The organism is Streptomyces sp. NPDC006450 (assembly GCF_040612195.1).
Taxonomy (GTDB): Bacteria; Actinomycetota; Actinomycetes; order Streptomycetales; family Streptomycetaceae; genus Streptomyces.
In genome coordinates this window covers 1-21,112 of the sequence record NZ_JBEXPT010000094.1, presented here as the reverse complement: position 1 = coordinate 21,112, position 21,112 = coordinate 1, and the positions used below count along the sequence as shown (strand labels likewise).

General features: G+C 70.4%; 16 protein-coding genes. 12 read left to right on the top strand and 4 right to left on the bottom strand.

Going from position 1 to position 21,112, the window contains the following annotated elements; translation table 11 throughout:
* Window positions 1-77: 77 nt before the first annotated feature.
* The gene (gene ychF, locus ABZY57_RS24115) at window positions 78-1,166 is read left to right on the top strand and encodes a redox-regulated ATPase YchF (protein WP_356515152.1); all 1,089 of its coding nucleotides are present in this window, start codon (window positions 78-80) and stop codon (window positions 1,164-1,166) included.
* A 134-nt stretch (window positions 1,167-1,300) separates the two neighbouring features.
* Here ychF and ABZY57_RS24110 read toward each other — a convergent pair whose 3' ends face one another.
* From ABZY57_RS24110 to ABZY57_RS24100, 3 genes are all read right to left on the bottom strand, one after another.
* The gene (locus ABZY57_RS24110) at window positions 1,301-1,564 is read right to left on the bottom strand and encodes a type II toxin-antitoxin system RelE/ParE family toxin (RefSeq protein ID WP_356515150.1); all 264 of its coding nucleotides are present in this window, start codon (window positions 1,562-1,564) and stop codon (window positions 1,301-1,303) included.
* On the bottom strand, window positions 1,557-1,826 hold the full coding sequence (locus tag ABZY57_RS24105; protein ID WP_329022933.1) for a type II toxin-antitoxin system Phd/YefM family antitoxin: 270 nt from the start codon (window positions 1,824-1,826) through the stop codon (window positions 1,557-1,559). The genes ABZY57_RS24110 and ABZY57_RS24105 overlap by 8 nt, the downstream gene beginning before the upstream one ends.
* A 142-nt stretch (window positions 1,827-1,968) precedes the next feature.
* The gene (locus tag ABZY57_RS24100; RefSeq protein WP_356515148.1) at window positions 1,969-2,823 is read right to left on the bottom strand and encodes a hypothetical protein; all 855 of its coding nucleotides are present in this window, start codon (window positions 2,821-2,823) and stop codon (window positions 1,969-1,971) included.
* A gap of 135 nt (window positions 2,824-2,958) precedes the next feature.
* Between ABZY57_RS24100 and ABZY57_RS24095 the strand changes: the two genes are divergently transcribed.
* The 5 genes from ABZY57_RS24095 to ABZY57_RS24075 all read left to right on the top strand — a co-directional run bounded on the left by ABZY57_RS24095 (window position 2,959) and on the right by ABZY57_RS24075 (window position 9,877).
* Window positions 2,959-4,188, top strand: coding sequence for a CapA family protein (locus tag ABZY57_RS24095; RefSeq protein ID WP_356515146.1), 1,230 nt, complete (start codon window positions 2,959-2,961; stop codon window positions 4,186-4,188).
* Between the two features lie 102 nt (window positions 4,189-4,290).
* The gene (locus ABZY57_RS24090; protein WP_356515144.1) at window positions 4,291-6,603 is read left to right on the top strand and encodes a HAMP domain-containing protein; all 2,313 of its coding nucleotides are present in this window, start codon (window positions 4,291-4,293) and stop codon (window positions 6,601-6,603) included.
* Between the two features lie 4 nt (window positions 6,604-6,607).
* Window positions 6,608-8,257, top strand: coding sequence for a poly-gamma-glutamate synthase PgsB (gene pgsB, locus ABZY57_RS24085; protein ID WP_356515142.1), 1,650 nt, complete (start codon window positions 6,608-6,610; stop codon window positions 8,255-8,257).
* On the top strand, window positions 8,254-8,736 hold the full coding sequence (locus ABZY57_RS24080; protein WP_356515140.1) for a poly-gamma-glutamate biosynthesis protein PgsC/CapC: 483 nt from the start codon (window positions 8,254-8,256) through the stop codon (window positions 8,734-8,736). Before pgsB ends, ABZY57_RS24080 begins: the two co-directional genes overlap by 4 nt.
* 67 nt (window positions 8,737-8,803) lie before the next feature.
* On the top strand, window positions 8,804-9,877 hold the full coding sequence (locus ABZY57_RS24075; protein ID WP_356515138.1) for an NlpC/P60 family protein: 1,074 nt from the start codon (window positions 8,804-8,806) through the stop codon (window positions 9,875-9,877).
* 211 nt (window positions 9,878-10,088) lie between these two features.
* Here the strand turns inward: ABZY57_RS24075 and ABZY57_RS24070 are convergent, their stop codons facing one another.
* Window positions 10,089-10,358 (bottom strand): hypothetical protein, encoded by a 270-nt coding sequence (locus ABZY57_RS24070; protein ID WP_356515136.1) that lies wholly within the window; start codon window positions 10,356-10,358, stop codon window positions 10,089-10,091.
* 128 nt (window positions 10,359-10,486) lie between these two features.
* On the opposite strand from ABZY57_RS24070, the gene ABZY57_RS24065 reads away from it, so the two are divergent.
* From ABZY57_RS24065 to ABZY57_RS24040, 6 genes are all read left to right on the top strand, one after another.
* Complete coding sequence (locus ABZY57_RS24065) at window positions 10,487-12,055, top strand: class I adenylate-forming enzyme family protein (protein ID WP_356515134.1); 1,569 nt, start codon at window positions 10,487-10,489, stop codon at window positions 12,053-12,055.
* 217 nt (window positions 12,056-12,272) lie between these two features.
* Window positions 12,273-13,205 carry an aromatic prenyltransferase gene (locus tag ABZY57_RS24060; RefSeq protein WP_356515132.1) on the top strand — a complete coding sequence of 311 codons (933 nt, stop codon included), beginning with the start codon at window positions 12,273-12,275 and terminating at the stop codon, window positions 13,203-13,205.
* Window positions 13,206-13,269: 64 nt separating this feature from the next.
* The gene (locus ABZY57_RS24055; protein ID WP_356515130.1) at window positions 13,270-15,036 is read left to right on the top strand and encodes an FAD-dependent monooxygenase; all 1,767 of its coding nucleotides are present in this window, start codon (window positions 13,270-13,272) and stop codon (window positions 15,034-15,036) included.
* 209 nt (window positions 15,037-15,245) lie between these two features.
* Window positions 15,246-16,790 (top strand): FAD-binding oxidoreductase, encoded by a 1,545-nt coding sequence (locus ABZY57_RS24050; protein ID WP_356515128.1) that lies wholly within the window; start codon window positions 15,246-15,248, stop codon window positions 16,788-16,790.
* Window positions 16,791-16,922: 132 nt separating this feature from the next.
* Entirely contained in the window at window positions 16,923-18,560 is a 1,638-nt protein-coding gene (locus ABZY57_RS24045; protein WP_356515126.1) for a prenyltransferase/squalene oxidase repeat-containing protein, read from the top strand.
* Between the two features lie 205 nt (window positions 18,561-18,765).
* Window positions 18,766-20,874, top strand: coding sequence for an MMPL family transporter (locus ABZY57_RS24040; protein ID WP_356515124.1), 2,109 nt, complete (start codon window positions 18,766-18,768; stop codon window positions 20,872-20,874).
* Window positions 20,875-21,112 lie beyond the last annotated feature (238 nt).

The following is a 21,112-nucleotide window of genomic DNA, read 5'->3' as shown; positions in this document are numbered from 1 at the left end:
GCCCCCTCATCGGAAAGTAAACTGTCCGATGGCCCACTCCGGGCCGCCGCCCCCTCCAGCTACGGGAAGTCGCCAACGTGTCGCTCACGATCGGAATCGTCGGCCTGCCGAATGTCGGCAAGTCGACCCTGTTCAACGCCCTGACCAAGAACGACGTGCTGGCGGCCAACTACCCGTTCGCCACGATCGAGCCGAACGTCGGCGTCGTCGGCGTTCCGGACGCCCGCCTCGGCGTCCTGGCCGGCATCTTCGGCTCCGCCAAGCTCCTCCCGGCCACGGTCGACTTCGTCGACATCGCGGGCATCGTGCGCGGTGCGTCGGAGGGCGAGGGCCTCGGCAACAAGTTCCTCGCGAACATCCGCGAGTCGGACGCGATCTGCCAGGTCATCCGCGCCTTCAAGGACGAGAACGTCGTCCACGTGGACGGCAAGGTCTCGCCGAAGGACGACATCGAGACCATCAACACCGAGCTGATCCTCGCGGACCTCCAGTCCATCGAGAAGGCGGTGCCGCGCCTGACGAAGGAGTCCCGCCTCCAGAAGGAGAAGGTCGCGGTCCTCGCCGCCGTCGAGAAGGCCCAGAAGATCCTCGAAGCGGGCGACACCCTCTTCTCCCAGGGCATCGCCAAGGGCACGGAGCAGGGCGACCTCCTCCACGAGCTCCACCTCCTCACGGTCAAGCCGTTCCTCTACGTTTTCAACGTGGACGAGGACGAGCTGACGGACGACGCCTTCAAGGCGGAGCAGAGCGCGCTGGTGGCCCCGGCCGAGGCGATCTTCCTGAACGCCAAGCTGGAAGCTGAGCTCATCGAGCTCGACGACGACGAGGCGCTCGAACTCCTCCAGTCGGTCGGCCAGGAGGAGCCCGGCATGGCCACCCTCGGCCGCGTCGGCTTCGCGACCCTGGGCCTGCAGACCTACCTGACGGCCGGCCCGAAGGAAACCCGCGCCTGGACCATCAAGAAGGGCGCCACCGCCCCCGAGGCCGCCGGCGTGATCCACACGGACTTCCAGCGCGGCTTCATCAAGGCGGAGATCATCTCCTTCGAGGACCTGGTCGCCTGCGGCTCGGTCGCCGAGGCCCGCGCCAAGGGCAAGGCCCGCATGGAGGGCAAGGACTACGTCATGCAGGACGGCGACGTGGTCGAGTTCCGCTTCAACGTGTGAGCGGATGAAATAACACCACGTCGCTGACGTGGCAAACATGTAGGCCAAGAGGGGTCGGACTCTGTCGAGTCCGACCCCTTCGCCGTCACCGTGCTGGATGGGTGCTGGATATTCTGACGCGGGGTCAGCGGCAATCAGGTCTCGTAAACGGTAGACCTGTGTCCCACATGGACGACCCACACCACGAGCTCTCCGTTGTCGAGCGTGTAGACGACCCGGTAGTCGCCGACTCGCAGCCGGCGGCGTTCCGGCTGCGACACGAGCGCGGTGGTGTTGAACCCGAGGGGATCGCTCTCCAGCTCGGTCAGCTTGGCTAGGATGCGCAGCGCCATGTCGCGAGGGATCTTCCGAAGCTCGGCCTGCGCCTCCGGTCGGAAGACGGTCCGGTACTCACTCACCGCGCGCCAGTGTCTCCCTCATGATGTCCTCGATCGGGATGCCGGGTGCCGGGTTGGCCATGCGCTCGTCGATGATCCGGTTGATCTCGCGCTCTTCCCACGCCTGATACTTGCGCAGCACCTCGATGGAGACGACGGCGGCGACTTCCTTGCCCCGACGCGTGATGACCGTGGGTACGTCGTCGCGGTCCGCACGCTCCACGACTTCCGCCAGGTGGGCGCGCACGTCGCGGATGGACTCTATGGGTAGCGGCTGCGTCATACGCTCAAGCGTACCGAGTGTGCCATGTGTACACAACCGTGGTTCGGCCGTGTGGTGCTGGATGTGCTGGGTGAACTCCGTCAAGCGTGCAGGTCGGAAGGGGTCGGCTCCTCCGGGGGCCGGCCCCTTTCGCGCGGGGTGGTCACGGCTTCGACCAGCGCGTGGTGAGGGCCGTCATCGCCCTGGTCACGTCGTCGACGCGGTCGTCATCCGTCCTTATCGCCCGGGCGAGCTCAATATGGAGAAAACGGAGATTCTCCTCGGACGCCACCAGGCCCTGTTCGTTCGAGGTGCCCGACAGTTTGCATTTACGGGCATAGGCGCGGCAGACCTCCAGGCCCTCCCCGGTCAGTGCCGTCGACAGGGTCCTGGCCTCGGACGCCGCCCGGTCGCCGGCCCCCGTCGAGACGACGGCGTCGAATTCCGGAAAGGATTCATTGGCGAACCCGTGCAGCTGGATCCCCGGCAGGCGGCGCTTCATGAGTTCCTCGATGACCTGGTGGAACACCGAGTCCGTACGGTGCGCCACGTCGGCGGCGTCCCCCTCGCCCGCCGTCCGGTGGGCGCCGGCCAGCACCATCACCCCGCCGGGCGCCCCGCGCAGCACCCGGGCGCCGAGCCGCTCGGTCTCCTGGTCGGCGATCGGGTGCGGGACCTGCACGCTCCAGCTCGGGTTCGCGCCCAGGTCGACGTACACCCGGCCCCAACCCCGGTTCTTGGGACCCGAATCGGCCGCCGCGTCCGCGACCTCGGCGAAGTGGCGGCCGCTCGCGGCGTCCGTGAACGACTGCACGGTGAAGTCGACCTCGGCCAGGCGTTCGCGCGCCCCCTCCTGGTCGCCGTCCAAGAGCAGGGCGACGCCCCGGGTGACCGTCCGGCGCTCGTCCGCCGTGGGGATCCGGTAGCCTCCCCGCTCGCCGAACCCCCGGGTGAATTCCGTGACCCGCTCTTCCAGGTCGACCCCCGGAGTTGCCGAAGGACTGGAATTAACCTGCAATTCACCTGATGGTCGACAGGATGAGATTGCGAAATACGCGATAACTGCGGCCATGGCCATTGCCGCGCATAGAGTTGCCTTAATCGTTATATGTTTAGCGAGGAATGGAGTCATGGTCGGATAAAGATAGACCGAGTGAAGATATCCGCCTCTCCCGTCATGCTCCGCACCGGAGCGCTCACCCTGTTCCTGGCGACGGTCCTCGCCGGCTGCGGGCTCCTCGGAGACGGGGAATCCGGTGGCCATGCCAAGGGTCGGCTGGCGACGGGCGCCGGTGGGCGTTCGTTCACCGTGGCCGCGGCCGGTGACGTGCTCATCCACCCCGAGCTGACCGCCCAGGCCCAGCAGGACGCCAAGACCAAGGGCAAGGGCGGCATGGACTTCGGACCGATCATGGCCGGGGTGAAGCCGGTCGTGAGCAAGGCCGACCTGGCGATCTGCCACATGGAGCCGGTGCTCGGCAAGCCGGAGGGGCCCTTCCAGAGTTTCCCGGACTTCATCGCGCCGCCGCAGATCACCACGACCCTCAAGGACATCGGGTACGACACCTGCTCGACCGCGTCGAACCACGCGCTCGACCACGGTGAGGGCGGCGTCAAGAGCACCCTCGACGCCCTCGACAAGGCGGGCCTCAAGCACACCGGCTCCGCCCGCAGCCAGGCAGAGGGCGCCAAACCGCTGATCACGGACGTCAAGGGCGTCAAGGTCGCGCAGATCTCCTTCGCCGGCGGGTTCAACGGCCGCCGGATACCCGCGGACAAGCCCTGGCTGGCGAACAAGACCTCGCTGGACGCCATCTCGGCCGCCGAGAAGGCCGCCCGGGCCGCCGGCGCCGAGGTCGTCATCCTCAGCATCCACTGGGGCAAGGAGCACCAGCCCGCCCCGAACTCGCTCCAGCTGAGCCTCGCCAGGAAGGTCGCCGAGAAGACCGGCGTCAACCTGGTCATCGGCCACCACGCCCACGTCGTCCAGCCGATGGAGAAGGTCGGCGGCATCTGGGTCGCGTACGGCCTCGGCAACCAGCTCGCCCGGCACGAGGTGCCCAGCGGTCTGTCCGAGGAGGGCGTCATCGGCTGGTTCGAATTCACGGAGAAGAACGGCACATGGGACGTCAAGGCCCGTTACGTCCCCACCTTCGTGGAGCTGCCGCCGGACCCGGAGGTCACCGACCCCGCGGTCAAGCTGCCCGAGACCGGACAGGTCAAGGACCACCGGCTGATCGACCTCGCCACCGCGATGAAGAACGACACCGGGCTGTCGGCCGAGCGGCGTGCCCGCTACCGGCTCGCATACGACCGCACCCAGGGCACCCTGCTCAACCGGGGTGGGAGCAAGGACGGACTGGCGCCGCTGACCGACCGATAGGGCCGAGGCGTACGCAGTCCGCCCGCCGGACGTGCCGCCCGGTGAACCCGTCCCCGCCCCGCCCCCGTCCCCGCACCGTCACCCACATCCACAGGAGTCCCGTTGTCCGCGTCGCGCACGAAGCGGCGGCAGAAGGCCCGCCGAAGGGCGGACATGTCGCTGCTGGGCGGCATCCGGCCGCCCATCGCCGCGCTGTCCGCGCTGCTGCTCGCCCTTGCCGCGCTCACCGCCTTCCACCTCGGCAAGGTGGGCAACGAGTCCGTCCCCGAGGCGGTCCGCACCTCCCAGCAGTACTTCGCGGAGGACGGCGCCATCGCGATGCGGGCCTCGCTGGACGAGTCGATCACCGACCTCTCCCGCACCGCCACCCTCTTCAACGCGGGCGCCCCGGTCTCCGCCGACACGGTGCTCGACAAGCTCGGCAACGTCTACCAGAAGTGGCGCGGCATGGCCGTCGTCGAGGTCAAATCGGGACGACTGGAGGCCCAGCGCGGCGAGAACGTGCCGCTGACCGCCCTGGACCACACCAAGCTCGCCGAGGCCAACGGCCTCGTCCCGCGCATGGTGCGCCTGGAGAACGGCGAGACCCGCCTGCTCACCTTCGCCGTACTGTCCTGGCCCGGCCAGCCCCAGAAACTGCTCGTCGCCTCCAGCAGCCTGCGGTTCCCCGGCGTCAGCCTGGGCAAGTTCCGCGCCATCGCGGTGACCGACTCCACCGGCCAGATCCTCAGCAGCGACGGCCTCGCCAATGACGAGCAGATCCAGTCCGACGAGGTCAAGGAAGAGACCGAACGGTCCCGCAAGCAGCTCAAGAAGTACGCCAAGGTCGCCGCGAAGAAGACCAAGGCCCACCCGCTGACCACCAAGGAGCCCGGCGGAGGCGGCTTCCGCGGCGTCAGCGGCAGCCTGCTCGGCCCCTCCGACGACGGCGAGCGGACCGTCGTCGGCTACGCCGGCCTGACCGGCCCCGAGGCGGGCAAGGGCACCGCGGCCACCGCCCTCGGGCTGACCGTCATCTCCCTGCTCAACGTCACCGAGGACCGCACCTCCCTCATCGACCCCTTCTTCGGGATCGTCGCCGCGGCCGTCCTGCTCGCCATCGGCCTCCTCGCCGTCTCCCTCCTCCTCGGCACCGTGCAGAAGCCGCTGCTCCAGCTCTTCCTGGAGAGCCGCCGGCTCAGCCGCGGCGACCTGAACCGTCCGGTCAACCGTCCCAAGTACGGCGAGGCCGCCCGCATCGGCACCGCCCTGGAGCGGCTGCGCCGTCAGCTGCAGGGCGAGCCCGCCGAGGCCCAGAAGGCCCACGACCCCGGCCGCGGCCGCGGCCGGATCGGCGCCCGCGCCCTGCTCGCCACGTGCGGCGCGCTCCTGCTGCTGTGGTCCGCACCCCTGGTCCTGCTGCTCAACCGGGCCGGCGAATCCGTCGGCGTACCGCAGACGATCGTCCACGACCAGCGCGAACGCACCGACACCATGGCCGACCGGGTCCGCCGCGCCCTCAACGAGGGGCACGCCGACCTCACCTCCGTGGGCTCGCTGATCGGCCCGGCCACCACCCCCGCCGAAATGACCGGCATCCTGGAACGCACCCTCGGCCAGCACCAGCGCTACGAGTCCCTGTACGTCCTCCAGGCGGACGGGACCGTCACCGCGAAGGCCGGGGCCGCGCCCCGACGCCCCCAGGCCAAGGCACCCGTCGACGAGCCCGTGGTGCTGCACGAGGCCGGCAACGCGCCGGTCATCATCGAGTTCGCCGCGGCCCCCGGCCTCAAGGGCGCGTCCGTCGTCGGAGAACTGCGCATCGACTTCCTCAACTCCCTGCTCAAGCGTCCCGGCCTGGGCGAGATCCGGGTGATCGACGAGAAGCAGCGCGTCATCGGCGGCAACAACGGCTACCTGGCCTTCTCGCAGCTGCCCGACGAGAGCCTGCGGGCGCTGGCGGCCGGCACCAACCAGAAGGTCGGCAAGGGCCCGCGCCCCAGCAGCGTCGTGCTGCGCGGCGACGGCGAGGACATCACCATCGCCGCCGCGGTCCCGATGGCGGGCGGCGGCGCCGCCAAGCCGCTGGCCTGGACCGTGGTCAGCTGGCAGCCGGCCAAGGGCCTGGCCATCCCCGAGTACAACCTGCAGAACCGCACGGTGCTGGCCGGCCTGCTCGGCCTCACGGCCGCCGTGGCCTGCCTCGGATGGCTCCACATCGTGGTGATCAGGGCCCTGCGCGAACTCGCGCAGCGCGCCGAAGCCCTGGCGGACGGCGACCGCCGCACCGTCCTCTACCCGCGCCACCACGACGAGGTCGGCGCGGTCACCCGCAGCCTGGAAGTCATCAGGCAGCAGCTCCAGGAGCTGCGCAAGCGGGAAGCGAGCGCCACCGCCGGCCTGTCCGGCCAGGCTGCCACGGCCGGAAGGAACTGACCCCGTGCTCTTTCTCTTCAGCGTGCTGGTCGTGTGCTGCGTGGTGATGCTGATCGCGGGCGTCATCGAGCAGCGGCGCCACTTCGCCAACCTGGAAGAAATACCCACCCGGGTGCTGGTCAACGGCATCCGCGGCAAGAGCTCCATCACCCGGCTCGTCGCGGGCGCACTGCGCGGCGGCGGGCTGGTGACGGTCGCCAAGACCACCGGCACCGCGGCACGCTTCATCCACCCCGACGCCACCGAGGAGCCGGTCTACCGCAAGTTCGGCATCGCCAACGTCGTGGAGCAGATCGGCATCGTGCGCCGCGCGGCGGCCTACAAGCCCGACGCGCTGGTCATGGAGTGCATGGCTGTCATGCCCCCGCTCCAGGAGCTCAACCAGGAGAAGCTGATCCAGTCCACCATCGGCGTGCTGTGCAACGTCCGCGAGGACCACGTGGCCGAGATGGGCCCGACCCTCGACGACATCGGCCGCTCGCTCTCCCGCTCCATGCCGCACGGCGGCATCTGCGTCACCGCCGAGAAGGACCGCTTCCACGTCCTCCAGGAGGAAGCGGACGCGCGGAACTGCCGGCTCGTCTACGCCGACCCCGAGATCGTCAGCGACGAGGAGCTGCGCGGCTTCAGCTGGTTCACCTTCAAGGAGAACGTGGCCATCGCGCTGGTCGTGGCCGAACTCCTCGGCATCGACCGGGAGACCGCGCTGCAGGGCATGTACGACGCCCCGCCGGACCCGGGCGTGCTCTCCGTCGAGCGGTACGTCGGCCCCGGCGGCAAGCGGCTGCGGTTCGCCAACGTGTTCGCGGCCAACGACCCCGAGTCCACGCTGATGAACATCAACCAGCTCCTCGACCTCGGTGCGATCAGCCGCCCGCTGAACGTGGTCGTCAACTGCCGGCCCGACCGGGTCGAGCGCAACGGCCAGATGGGCCAGATCGTGCCCGACCTCCAGCCGGACAAGGTGTTCGTGATCGGCCACCCGGCGAAGAGCGCCATCGACGCGATCCCCGCCGAGTGGCGCGGCCGCGCCGTCGACCTCGGCGGCGACGGGCGCGACGGGGAGGAGTTCATGCACGAGCTGCTCGACCACCTCGGCCAGGAGTCCTCGCTCGTGGCCATCGGCAACATCCACGGCCAGGGCGAGATCCTGCTGGAGCACCTCGCCGAGCTGCCCTCCTTCGAGGAGGACGGTGACGCGCTGCCCGCGCCGGGCGCGCCCGCGCAGCACGTACGGCACGACCAGACCATGACGCTGTACGTCAAGCACCTCGACCCGTACGCGAACCTGCCCGCGGCCGAGGAAGCGCGCCGGATGCGCACCCCCCACATCCCGACGCCGCGCGCCGAGGGCCGGCCGTACCCCGACCCGCAGTTCCCGCACTACCCGAACCATCAGTTCCCGCAGCAGCCCGGGCCGTACGAGCCCGCGTACGAGCAGTTCTCGCCCGCGGAGCAGCAGTACCGGGCGGCGCAGCAGCGCCCGGAGCTGACGTCGGCGGCGTGGCCGCAACTCCAGCAGCCGCAGCCGCAGCCGCAGCCGCAGCTCCCGCCGCCCCCGCAACACCAGAACGCACAGCACCAGAACGCACAGCCCGAGAACCCGCAGCACCCGCGGCCCCCGCAGTGGTCCAACCCAGGAGAACCCCGTTGATCCCCGCCGTCCTCACCCCCGAGATCGCCGCGATCGGCATCGCCCTCGGTCTGCTGTTCTCCCTCGTCTGCTACCTGACGACGAACCTGTCTCCCGGCGGCATGATCACCCCGGGCTGGCTCGCCCTCACCCTCGTCGAGGACCTCCAGCGCGCCGCGATCGTCCTCGGCGTCACCGTCCTGACCTACGCCCTCACGCTCGTCGCGCAGCGCTACGTGATCCTCTACGGCAAGCGGCTGTTCGCCACCGTCGTGCTGATCGGCGTGCTGCTCCAGGGCGGCGTCGTGATGCTGCTGCAGATGAAGTTCCCGCTGCTGTACGCGAACCAGACCCTCGGCTTCATCGTCCCCGGCCTGATCGCCTACCAGCTGGTCCGCCAGCCCAAGGGGGCCACTCTGCTGGCCACCGGCTCCGCGACGCTCATGACGTACGTCGTGCTGACCGCCGGGATCCTGCTCGGCGTCATGCCGCACGCGTGACCCCGCCGCGGCCCGCCGCCCCCGCCCGCCCTTACGCCCGCCCGACCGACCTCGCCCGGAGCAACCGATGACCGCCACGTCCAAGCGCCGCACACGTCCCGTCCTGCACGCGGCCACCGTGATCGCCCTGCTGGCCGGCAGCGTCTACTTCACCATCGAGCTGCGCAAGGAGGAGCAGGCCAAGGCGCCCGCCATCCAGTCGCTCGTCGACGCCCCCGTCGCAGCCAAGGGGAGCGACGAGGGCACCCAGAAGTGGGAGCGGCTGAAGAACCCGGAACGTTCCGTGCTGCGCGACGGCAAGGGCGGGATCCTCGCGACCTTCACCGACGGCGCCCGCACCGCCACACTCACCGGCCCCAGCCGCACCTTCACCGAGCCGGCCACCACCAAGACCCGGGTGGTCACCGAGAACTGGGTGCGGCTGATGCCGGAGACCTGGCGGCGCGGCGCCGAGAAGGAGCAGTGGTTCCAGGAGTGGTTCAAGAAGTACCTGGGCAGCGAGGAGGACGACATCTTCGCCATGGCCTTCCAGTACGGAGACCAGGCCCCGGTCAAGAAGGACGCGGAGGGCGTCGCGTACGCCGGTGACGCGAACTTCGGCCCGATCAACCCCAACGGCTCGGTCGGCCACGACTACCGCCTGGAGGAGTCGGACTTCTACGACTACCTGGGCATCCCGTACACCTTCCGCAGCGGGACCACGGCGAAACCCGAAGCCGTGCGGGCCCGCTCGATGGACTGCTCCGGCTTCATCCGGACCGTCTTCGGCTACCGGGCCCGCTTCCCGCTGATGGCCTCGGACACCACCGGCGACGGCCTGCCGCGCACCGCCAACGGCATGGCCCGCTCCAAGGCGGGCGTGGACGTCATCCCGCTCAAGGGGATCGGCGCGGATGCCCGGCCCACCTCCATCGACGTCCTGCAGCCGGGCGACCTGCTGTTCTTCAAGCTGGACGGGCGCACCGGGGAACGCCTGGACCACACGGGCATCTACCTCGGCACCGACACCGACGGCCACCAGATCTTCATCTCCAGCCGCGAAGAGGCCAACGGCCCGACCATCGGCGACAAGGGCGGCACCTCCCGCCTCGACGGCAACGGCTACTACGCGACGACCCTGCGGAGCGCGAAGCGCCTGTGACCGGCAACCCGTAGCCCGTGCAGCCGGAGGGTGCCGCGGAGGACGCCGGCGGGCGCATCCGGTAGGGCAGTGCGGTCCTGGGTAACCCCCGGGGAACCCGGTGGCGTTGCGCCGGTGATCCGCGGTCAGCCGGGGCCGACCCCGCTGAGCACGGCCTGCGCGGTGCTGCGCAGCCGGATGGGGATCTCCTCGGCGGGGACGCTGCTGTGCATCAGGGCGAGGGAGCGGGGACCGGTACGAGGGAGTAGGGGCGGGCGCCGACCGTCACGTGGCGGGGGGCGCTCTCGCGCGTGCGGCGGGCGGCGAGGTAGCGGGCGGCCAGTGCCGCCGACGTCCTGGCGGTGCACCCGGCGCAGGACGTGCTCGGTGATCGCCGGCCGAACTGGGCGACCCGCACTCCCCGTACGGGGTACGGGGCATCGGCGAGGCCCCGACCCTGTCGTCCACCCCGGCCGTCCTCGCGGCGCGCCGCAGTGGCCAAGTGGCGGCCAACTCGCGGGTCAGTTCCGCCCAAGTCCCCTGGAGGAGGCTGGAGCTCCGAAGTGTCGTTATACAGACCGCCGTTGTCCAGAGAACGCCGGGAGCGACGCGGGTCTGGACGGAGGTCTCATGAGGCGGAATTCGATACACAAGCAGGGGCTCTATCTCGGCTCCGTGCCGGAGAGGGCGGCGGCCCGGAACGGCTCGACGCCGCTGACCCTCGATCACGATCTCGATGTACTGCCCGAGGTGGGCCGGCGCCTGACGGTGACCGATCTCGCCGGGCACGTGGAGGACCTCGCGGGCCGGATTTCGGCCGCCGGGGTGAAGGCCGGCCACCACGTCGTGGTCCACAAGGCGGCGAACTTCGACGTCTGGCTGCTGGCCACCGCGGTGGCGCGTACGGGCGCGGTCCCGGTGATGCTGTCGCACACCCTGGACGCCCCGACCATGGCGGCCCTCATGGAGCGGCTCGACAAGCCGCACCTGCTCACCGACGGCGCCAAGCTCGAGGCGCTGGCCGAGCTGCCGCTCGCCGAGCTCACCCGGGGCGTCATCAGCGTGGGCGACTCCACCCCCGGAGTGACCTCGCTCGCCGAGCTCGCCGGCTCCCCGCCGGTACGGCCCGTGCTCCAGGGCCTGGACGAGCCGGCGATGATCACGCACACCTCCGGTACCACCGGGATCCCCAAGCTGGTCGTGCACACCCCGCGGACGATGCGCGCCCGGCTCCGGCCGCAGCTGGTCCTGCTGGCGCTGATGCGCGGGCGCGAGACGGTGGCGATCCACATCGCCTTCGGCCACTCGCGGATGTTCGCGGCGATGGCCCTGTGCCTCTCCAAGGGCATGCCGGTGCTGCTGGTGAACCGCGGCGCCCCCGCGGACGTCGCCGAGTTCTTCCTGAAGCACCGGCCCGGACTGATCGAGGCGCTCCCCAACTCCTTCCTGGCGTGGGAGAACCTGGCCGATGATCCGCGCAGGCCCTTCGCCTCGGTGAAGTACTTCAGCAGCACCTTCGACGCGATCCACCCGAGGACGGTCCGCCGGCTCCTCGGGGCGTCCGCGCGCAGGGCGCAGTTCTTCCAGATCTACGGGCAGAGCGAGGTCGGCCCGGCCGTGGGCCGGCCGTACTACCGCTGGTCCGCGCACCGGATGGACGGGCGCTGCGTCGGCTACCCGCTGCCGGGCAGCGCGCGGGTGCGGCTGGTGAGCCAGAACGGCAAGCGGCCCTCCGCGGAGAACCCCGGTCTCATCGACGCCCGTTGGGACGGCATCGCCAAGACGTACCACGGCGAGCAGGAGCGCTACGACGCCAACGTGCACGACGGCTGGTGGCGCACCGGGGACGTCGGCTACCGCAGCAAGTTCGGCTGTCTGCACATGCTCGACCGGGAGATCGACATGATCCCCGGGGTGGGCAGCAGTCTGGAGATCGAGGACCTCGTGCTGGACAAGCTCGAGGAACTGGTCGAGCTCGTCGTCGTGCTGGGCCCGGACTCCAAGGGCGTCCCGATCGTCTGCACCCACGACGACAAGCCGCTCGACCTGGACCGCTGGCGCACGGCCGTCGCCGCCTATCCCCAGCTGGCCGAGCCGATCCAGATCCCGCTGGCCGAACTGCCCCGTACGGCCACGATGAAGACGCGCCGGGTGGAACTGTCCCGCCGCCTGGAGGAGAAGCTCCTGCGGCAGGGCTGAGCCGCCCCGCGGGCTGAGGGCTGCGGCCCGCGCACCACGCTCCCGGCGGACGGGTCTCGAACGCGAGCCCCCGGTCCGCCGGGAGCTTGGCGTGCCCGCGGGCGCCCCCGCCCCGGCCTGCGCGATCGCCGCCAATTCCGCGCCAAGTCGCGGAACAGTAGAGGGCAAGATCGGTGTCCGAGTCTTGCCCACATGAAGCGTCAAGATGATGACAGCCATGAGTGAGGCGACCGGGGGCACCGAAGAAAGCCCGGTGCACGTTCTCTACGCGGCCATCGAGGAATCGGCCGGCCTGCTGGACGTGGAGTGCGCGCGGGACAAGGTCCTGCCCATCCTGGACATGTACGGCGACGCCCTCGCGCAGGCCGTGGTCGCGTTCCGGCTCGGGACCGGCCAGAAGCACGAGGGTGAGCTCGACTGCCGGTTCACGACCCCGCTGGACGTGGACCCGTACGCGCTCGCCGTCGAACACGGCCTGACCCCGCGGACGGACCACCCCGTCGGCGCACTGCTCTCGGACATCCGGGACAACTGCCCGGTCGACAGCTACGGAATCGACTTCGGCGTCGTCCGCGGTTTCAAGAAGATCTGGCTGGTCTTTCCCCGGAACGACCTGCAGGCGATTTCGAAGCTCGCCGGAATTCCGTCGATGCCGCCCAGCCTCGGCAAGAGCATCGAGTTCTTCGACCGGTACGGCATGGGCGAAACGGTCGGCCTGCTCGGGATCGACTACCGGAGCAAGACCGTCAACGTGTACTTCGGCGAGCCCCCCACGGGCGGCTTCGGACCGGATTCCGTACGGTCGATGCTCCGCGAGGTGGACCAGGCGGAGCCGAGCGAGCAGATGCTCGAACTCGGGCAGCAGGCCTTCGGCGTCTACGTGACCCTGAACTGGGATTCCCCGAAGGTCGAGCGGATCTGCTTCGCCGTCGCGACCGGGGACCCGACCTCGCTCTCCGTCCAGCTCGACCCGAAGGTCGAGCGGTTCGTGAAGCACGTGCTGGCAGCGGATCCCGCCACCAAGTTCGTGTATGCCGTGGCCTCCCAGCCCGACGGCGAGTACTACAAGCTCCAGTCCTATTACCGGTGGCAGCCCGGAGTGCTCGACATCATGCAATTGGAAGACGGGGCGCTGGAAAACCCGGTCTGACGACCCTCCCTCATCTGCGCATTGCTCATTCGGGCTGTCATTTTCTGGAAGGACGAAGACGAACATGGGAACCATCGAAGTTCCGGTCCTGATCGTGGGCGGGGGCGGGACCGGTCTGTCGGCCTCCGCCTTCCTGTCCGACCACGGGGTCGGCCACGTGCTGGTGGAGCGCCGCGCGGACACCTCGCGGCTGCCGAAGGCGCACTACATCAACCAGCGCACGATGGAGGTCTTCCGCCAGCACGGTCTGGACGCGGAGGTGCTCGAACAGAGCGCTCCCCTGGAGAAGTTCGGCAAGGTCCGCTACCAGACCACGCTGACCGGGGCGGGCCCGCTGGACGCCCGGCTGATCCACGAGATGGACGGCTTCGGCGGCGGCGAGCTCAGCGAGACGTACGCGGCGGCCGGACCGGTCCTGTCGGCGAAGCTGCCCCAGGTGCGGCTGGAGCCGATCCTGCGCGAGCACGCCGAGCGCCGCAATCCCGGCCGCGTCCTGTTCGGCCACGAGCTGACCTCGATCTCCGAGGAGGGCGACCGCGTCACCGCCGAGATCCGCGACGTCGAGACCGGCGCGACCACCACGGTCGTGGCCCAGTACGCCATCGCGGCGGACGGCGGCCGCACGGTCGGCGCGGCCCTCGGCGTGAACATGCAGGGCCTGCCGTCCCTGTTCGACGCCACGACGGTCTACTTCTCCGCCGACCTGTCGGAGGTGTGGAACGAGGGCTCGCTCATCACCTGGTTCCTCAACCCCTACCGCCAGGACCTCTCCAGCGCCCTCATCGAGATGGGTCCGACCTGGGGGAAGAACTGCGAGGAGTGGGGTCTGCACCTCCACCTCGCCGGCATCGACCGCACCGACCCGCAGGCGGTGACCGCCCGGATCCGCGAGGTCCTCGGTCTGCCCGAGCTGGAGGTGACCCTGCACGACGTGACGAGCTGGACCGTGGAGGCGGTGCTCGCCGAGCACTACCGCTACGGACGGGTCTTCCTCGCCGGTGACGCCGCGCACCGCCAGCCGCCGGCCGTCGGCCTCGGCCTGAACACCGGCATCCAGGACGCGCACAACCTCGCCTGGAAGCTGGCGGCGGTCGTCTCCGGCAAGGCTCCCGACAGCCTCCTCGACACCTACGAGGCGGAGCGCAAGCCGGTCGGCCAGTTCAACCTGGGCTGGGCCATGTCCGCGGCCTCCCACCACCAGGTCGTCATCGACGGGGCCATCGGCCTCGGCCAGCACATCCCGGCGGAGCGCCGTACCCCGGTGTTCTTCGGCTACTTCGCCCCGACCCCGGTCGGCGCCGCCCAGCGTCAGCGGGCCGCGGAGATCTTCGCGACCCACCGCGGCGAGTGCCAGGCCCACGACGTGGAGATCGGCTTCGCCTACGAGACGGGCGCGGTCGTCCCCGACGGCAGCCGGCCTCCGGTCCGGGCGGCTCTGGGCGACGTGTACGAGCCCACCACCCGCCCGGGACACCGACTGCCGCACGCCTGGATCGAGCAGGACGGGCGCCGCCTGTCCACGCACGACCTGACCGGTGTCGCCACCGGCTTCGTCCTGATCACCGGCCCCGAGGGCACGGCGTGGTCCGACGCGGCCGCGCAGGCGTCGGAGAAGTTCTCGGTCCCGGTCGTCGCGGCGGCCATCGGTGAAGGCGCGGAGTACGCCGACGTCGACGGTGCGTGGGAAGCGGTCCGCCAGACCGCCGCCGACGGCGCCGTCCTGGTCCGGCCCGACAACCACATCGCCTGGCGCAGCGCGGGCGGTGAGGAGAACCCGGCCGGGGCACTGGCCGCCGCGCTCTCGCAGGTCCTGGAGCAGAAGGCCCCGTAACAGGGCCCGCAACCGGCCCCGTGACAGGGATCGGCAGCACGGCCCGGCAGCACGACCCGGCAGTACCGCTCGGCAGCAGGGCTTCGTAGCAAGGCTTCGTAGCAAGGCTCCGCACACAGGGAGGGCGCGGGCAGCGCCCTCCACTGAGTGCCTCGGCACTCATCCATCCGGCACGCAAGAATTCCTGGGCAAAAGAGGCAGTGCAGCACATGATCAATCGCAGAAAGTTCCTCGTCGGCGCCGGCGGAGCCGCCCTCGCCGCGACCGGCGCAGCCACCGTCTTCCCCGCGTCCGCCTCCGCTTCCGTGGACGCCCGCACCCGGTCCGGCATCCGGTGGGGCCGGCTGGACGAGCGCCTCAGCGGACACCTGGTCCTGCCGTCCGACGCGGACTACCAGCGCGCCAAGCAGCTCTACCAGGTCCAGTTCGACGCCGTGAACCCGCGCGCCGTCGCCTACTGCAAGACCCCCTCCGACGTGGCGAAGTGTCTGACCTTCGCCCAGCACAACGGCATCGAGGTCGCCGCGCGCAGCGGCGGCCACAGCGCCGCCGGCTACTCGACGACCCAGGGCCTCGTCGTCGACGTGTCCGGGCTCAACGAGGTCACCCTCGGCGCCGGCAACGGCACCGCGCGGATCGGCACCGGTGCGCAGCTCGTCGACATCGCGAACACCCTCGCGCCGGCCGGGCTGGGCATATCCGGCGGCTACTGCCCGACCGTCGCGGCGGGCGGGTTCTTCCAGGGTGGCGGCATGGGCCTGTTCACCCGCCACATCGGCATGGCCTCGGACAAGGTGACCGCCGCCAAGGTGGTCCTCGCCGACGGCCGCATCGTGACCGCCTCGGCGGACCAGCACCGGGACCTGTTCTGGGCCCTGCGCGGCGGTGGCGGCGGCAACTTCGGCATCGTGACCTCCTACGACGTCACCCCCTCGCCCCTCACCAACGTGTCGGCCATCAATATCGTCTGGCCCTACGCCCAGGCGCTGGAGATGCTCGACGGCTGGGCGCGCTGGCTGGTCGACGCGCCGCACACGATCGGCAGCGGCATGAACGTGACGCTCACGGACGCCGCCCCCGGCACCGTCCCGACGGCGTCGATCTTCCTCGGCTCCGTGGACACCGGCCCCGCCTTCGACGAGGAGATCGCCCGCCTCCTCTCGATCGTCGGTGTGCCCCCGGTGTACAAGCAGAAGTTCACCGCGCCGTACAAGAACGTCATGATGCAGCTCTACCGCTGCGCCGAGCTCACCGTGGACGAGTGCCACCGCGACGACACCAGCCCGGGCGGCAAGGTCCCGCGCGCCGCGTTCGGCGCCTGGCGCAGCCGCCTGTTCAAGCAGACGATGCCGCGCGAGGGCTGGGCGAAGGCCCTGGAGGTCTTCGAGAGCGACCGGATGCCCGGCCAGATGCGCCAGCTGCAGATCTCCGCCCTGGGCGGAGAGGCCAACAAGGTGGCGCGCACCGCCACCGCGTACGTGCACCGCGACACCCTCTTCTCGGTCAGCTTCCTGACCGCGAACGCCGTCGCGCCCGTCGCCGACGAGGCCAAGGCCTCGGCGAACCGGTGGGTCGACGCGGGCTTCGCCGCCATCGACCCCTACTCGAACGGCGAGACGTACCAGAACTTCATCGACGCGCGGCTGCCCGACTGGGAGCGGTCGTACTACGCCGAGAACTACCAGCGGCTGCGCACGGTCAAGGCCAAGTACGACCCGTACAAGTTCTTCCAGTTCGCGCAGAGCGTCCGCTGATCCGCTGATCAGGGGTCCGGCCGGCCGTGTCCTGGGGTGCACGGCCGGCCGGACCCGTGCGGCCCTGCCCCGGCCTCCGGTGCCGTTCCCGAACCCGATCCCGCTCCCCAGCCGTTCAGATAGGAGCATTCCGTGTACATAGCGGATCTGGCGTACGCGGCCCCGATGCCGTGGCCCGCCGAAGTCGACCCCGATCACGTGGCGCAGGCCACGGACCGGCTGATCGCGCACGTAGCCGGCAGGGTCGATGCCGACGGCGCGCTGCGCGAGGAGTGCCAGAGCCGGGTGCTGGAATCGGCGCTCGCGCTGTCGCTGATGACGCGCACCGGTACGGACTCGCCGGCCCGGGACCGCCTGCTGGGCTTCCTGCGGGCGCACCAGGACACCGCGGACAAGCTCGAGCGGGTCCTCGCGACGCTCGCCGTCGCACGGGCCACCGGCCGGACGTCCGCCGGTGACACCGAGCTCGTCGCCAAACTGACCGAGGGCGTGCTCGGCGACGCGCCGGGGTTCATCTCCGCCCGCCGCCGCATGATGGTGTGCGCCGTGCTGTCGGTGCTCGGCTGCCCGCTGCCGCCCGAGGTCCTGGCCGCGGTCGCCGACGAGGTGCCCTCCGACCCCCTGCACTCCTGGGCCGCCGTGCAGCAGGCCTCCGTGACCCTGATCCTCGCCGCCGCCGCGGGGGTGGAGAACAAGGTCACCGCCGCCGCGCTGGAGACCCTGGCCGCCACGGACCCCGCGACGACGGTGTGGGAGGGCTACGCCCTGATGCACCTGCTGGTGCTGCACGGGCTCGCCGGATTCCCCGGCAACGAGGAGACCGTGCGCAGCGGCCTGCAGACCCTGCTGGGCCACCAGCGCGCCGACGGCGGTTTCCCGTTCGTCCTGGAGATGCACAACTGGTGCACCTCGACCGCCGGAACGGCCCTCGCCGCGGCGGGTGCCCCGACGGAGCTGCTGCGCCGGATGGCGGGGATGCTCGTCGATCACCAGGGCGGAGCAGCGCCCGCGTCGCTCTCCCGCGGTGCGACGCTCACCGACGGTTGGTCGATGTCGGAGATCGTGGCGCAGAACGACGTGGACGACACCTCGTGCGCCCTGGAGTTCCTCCAGGCCATCGACCCGATCGCCTACGGGGACTCCGTGCGGCGCGGGGTGGAAGGGCTGCTCGCGGTCCAGGGCGCCGACGGCGGGTTCCCGACCTACGTCGCCGGGGCCTCCTCCGAACCGTGCATGACGGCCGCGGCCATCTGCGGGCTCGCGCCGCACCCCGACACCCTGCCGGCGCGGGAACGCGCCCTGGCCTTCCTCGTCGAAAGCCAGCTCGAGGACGGCGGTTTCGAGCCAGGCTGGAGCCGCAGCCGGCTGCACACGATCTTCCGGGCGCGCCTCGCCGCCTGCACCGCGAGCCCGCAGGACCACGCCGTGGCCCGGATGGTGGAGCGGATCGAGCGCACGGTGCGCGAGACGCAGAACGAGGACGGCGGCTGGGGGATGCAGCCCGGCGACCCCAGTGACGACATCAGCACCGCCTACGGACTGATCACGCTGTGCTACGGCACCGATCACCGGCCCATCGGGCGCGCGCTGTCCTGGCTGCTCGCGCACCAGAACGCGGACGGCGGCTACAGCGGCCCGCCCGACATGGTCGGCCCGCGCCCGTTCCCGTACAGCTTCCCCATCCTGACCGACGCTCCCGTGCTCCTCGCCTTCGGTCACGTCCGCGCCCGGATCCGGGACACGGCGGCCGTGCTCCAGGGAGCGAACTGAGGCTCGGGCCGGACCCCTCGCGCCGCGCGTTGAGCCCATCGCCCACTCAGCGTCACCGCAGGCGCTGAACGCACCAGACGGAGGAGGAGGTCTTGGACCTCCTCCTCCCTTCGTGCGAGGTCAACGTGCCCTAGCCTCTTGACCGTTAACGACTCAGCAGCACCATCGCGCTCTTTACCCTTCGACGGAAGACCGAGGAATTGACATGATGCGCAAGATAGCGGCCCTGCCCAGTGGAAGGCTGGGTAAATGGGTCGTCATCGCACTCTGGGCGGCCCTGCTCGTTCCGGCCCTCATGCTGGCCGGAAAGCTCGGTGACGTCGAAGAGAACAACAATTCGGCCTGGCTGCCCAGCAACGCGGAGTCGACCGCCGTCGTGGAGCGGGCCGGGAAGTTCATGCCCACCGACACCCTGCCCGCGGTCGTGATCTACGGCCGTCCCGGGGGCGTCACCGATGCCGACCTGGCCAAGGCGCAGGCCGACGTCGAGGCCTTCAAGGGCATCGAGAACATCGTCGGGCCGGCCCAGGGCCCGGTGAAGTCCGATGACGGCAAGGCCATCCAGACCGTGGTCCAGATCAAGAAGGACAACACGGGCTGGGCGGCGATCGGCGTCGTCGTCGACGAGATGACCGAGGTCGGCAAGAAGAACGCCGACGGCCTCGGCTTCTACGTCACCGGCCCGTCCGGCTACGCCTCCGACTCGATCAAGGCGTTCAGCGGGGGAGGGACCCTGACGACGATCACCGCGCTCGTGGTGGTCGCGATCCTGCTGCTGACGTACCGGAGCCCGCTGCTGCCGCTGCTGCCGCTGCTGACCGTGGGCGTCGCCCTGGTCACCTCGGAGGCGGTGATCTACGTACTGGCCAAGAACGCCGGCCTCGTCGTCAATGCGCAGACCAGCTTCATTCTGACCGTTCTCGTGTTCGGTGCCGCCACCGACTACGCGCTCCTGCTCATCTCCCGCTACCGGGAAGAGCTGTTGCGGCACGAGGACCGGCACGAGGCGATGGCGGAGGCCCTGTACCGCTCCAGCCCCGCGATCATCGCCAGCGCCGCGACCGTCGCGGTCAGCCTGATGCTGCTGATGCTGGCCACCCTCAACTCCACCCAGGGACTCGGCCCGGCCTGTGCCGTCGGCGTCCTCGTCGGCCTGCTCGCCATGATCACCCTGATGCCGGCCCTCCTCGTGGCGTGCGGCCGCTGGATCTTCTGGCCGGTGAAGCCCAAGTACGGAGCGCCCGTCACCGCCGAGAACGGCATCTGGGCCCGGGTCGGCACCGCCGTCTCCGGCCGCCCGCGGCTCGTGTGGATCGGCACCGCGCTCGCGCTCGCCGTCATGGCGCTGGGTGTCCTCGGCCTCAAGGCCGACGGGCTCGCCAACAAGGACCAGTTCACCAACACCCCGCAGATGGCCGTCGGCGAGCAGATCCGGTCGGAGAGCTTCCCGAACGGCTCCGGTGACCCCCTCTTCATCGTGAGCAAGGCCGCCTCGGCGGAGCAGGTGCGGACCGCGCTGCTCGCCGTCCCCGGGATCGCGAACGTCTCGCCCCCGACGGGCAAGGACGGCGAGGCCGTCATGCTCGCGGAGCTCAAGGGCGACCCCAGCAGCACGAACGCGATGAGCACCGTCAAGAAGGCCAGGACCGCGGTCCACGCGATCGAGGGCGCCGACGCCCAGGTCGGCGGCAGCTCGGCGGTCATGCTCGACACGCAGACGGCCGCCGCCCGCGACTCCAAGGTGATCATCCCGATCGTGCTGGTCGTGGTCCTGCTGATCCTCATGCTGCTGCTGCGGTCGGTCATCGCGCCCGTGCTGCTCATGGCCACGGTCGTGCTGTCCTTCGGTGCGGCCATCGGTGTCAGCAGCCTGGTGTTCAACCACGTCTTCGGTTTCGCGGGTGCGGAAGCCTCCTTCCCGCTGCTGACGTTCGTCTTCCTGGTCGCGCTGGGCATCGACTACAACATCTTCCTGGTCACCCGGGTGCGCGAGGTGTCGGTGGAGCACGGCACCCGGCGCGGCGCGCTGCTGGGCCTGTCCACCACCGGTGGTGTGATCACCTCGGCGGGTCTGGTGCTGGCCGGCACCTTCGCGGCGATGGCCGCGCTGCCGCTGGTGTTCGCGGCCGAGCTGGGCTTCGCGGTGGCGTTCGGCGTCCTGCTGGACACCATGATCGTCCGCTCGGTCCTGGTCACGGCGCTGACCCTGGACGTGGGCCGGTGGATGTGGTGGCCGAGCAAGCTGTTCCTGCGTGAGGACGACGCCGAGCCCCTGGCCGAGACTCCCGAACTGGAGCCCGTCGGCGGCAAGTAGCACCTCGTACGCACTCAAGGGCCTCCCGGCTTCGGCCGGGAGGCCCTTCGCGATTGAGGTGGGTGCGGACGCGCGTACAGGCGCAGGTACGGGTACGGGTACGGGGCGTCCGTACGGGCGGGGGAGCCCGCCGCCCGCACGGCGCGGCCGCCCGCACAACGGGCCGCGCGCACAACGGGCCGCCCGCACAACGGGCCGCGCGCACAACGGGGCCGGCCCGGAACTCTCCGCCTTCGGG

Bases quoted from the DNA above. Each gene is read 5' to 3' on its own strand.
- ABZY57_RS24105 (WP_329022933.1), bottom strand. From the start codon at position 1,826: ATGACGCAGCCGCTACCCATAGAGTCCATCCGCGACGTGCGCGCCCAC.
- ABZY57_RS24075 (WP_356515138.1), top strand. From the start codon at position 8,804: ATGACCGCCACGTCCAAGCGCCGCACACGTCCCGTCCTGCACGCGGCC.
- ABZY57_RS24065 (WP_356515134.1), top strand. From the start codon at position 10,487: ATGAGGCGGAATTCGATACACAAGCAGGGGCTCTATCTCGGCTCCGTG.
- ABZY57_RS24060 (WP_356515132.1), top strand. From the start codon at position 12,273: ATGAGTGAGGCGACCGGGGGCACCGAAGAAAGCCCGGTGCACGTTCTC.
- ABZY57_RS24055 (WP_356515130.1), top strand. From the start codon at position 13,270: ATGGGAACCATCGAAGTTCCGGTCCTGATCGTGGGCGGGGGCGGGACC.
- ABZY57_RS24050 (WP_356515128.1), top strand. From the start codon at position 15,246: ATGATCAATCGCAGAAAGTTCCTCGTCGGCGCCGGCGGAGCCGCCCTC.
- ABZY57_RS24040 (WP_356515124.1), top strand. From the start codon at position 18,766: ATGATGCGCAAGATAGCGGCCCTGCCCAGTGGAAGGCTGGGTAAATGG.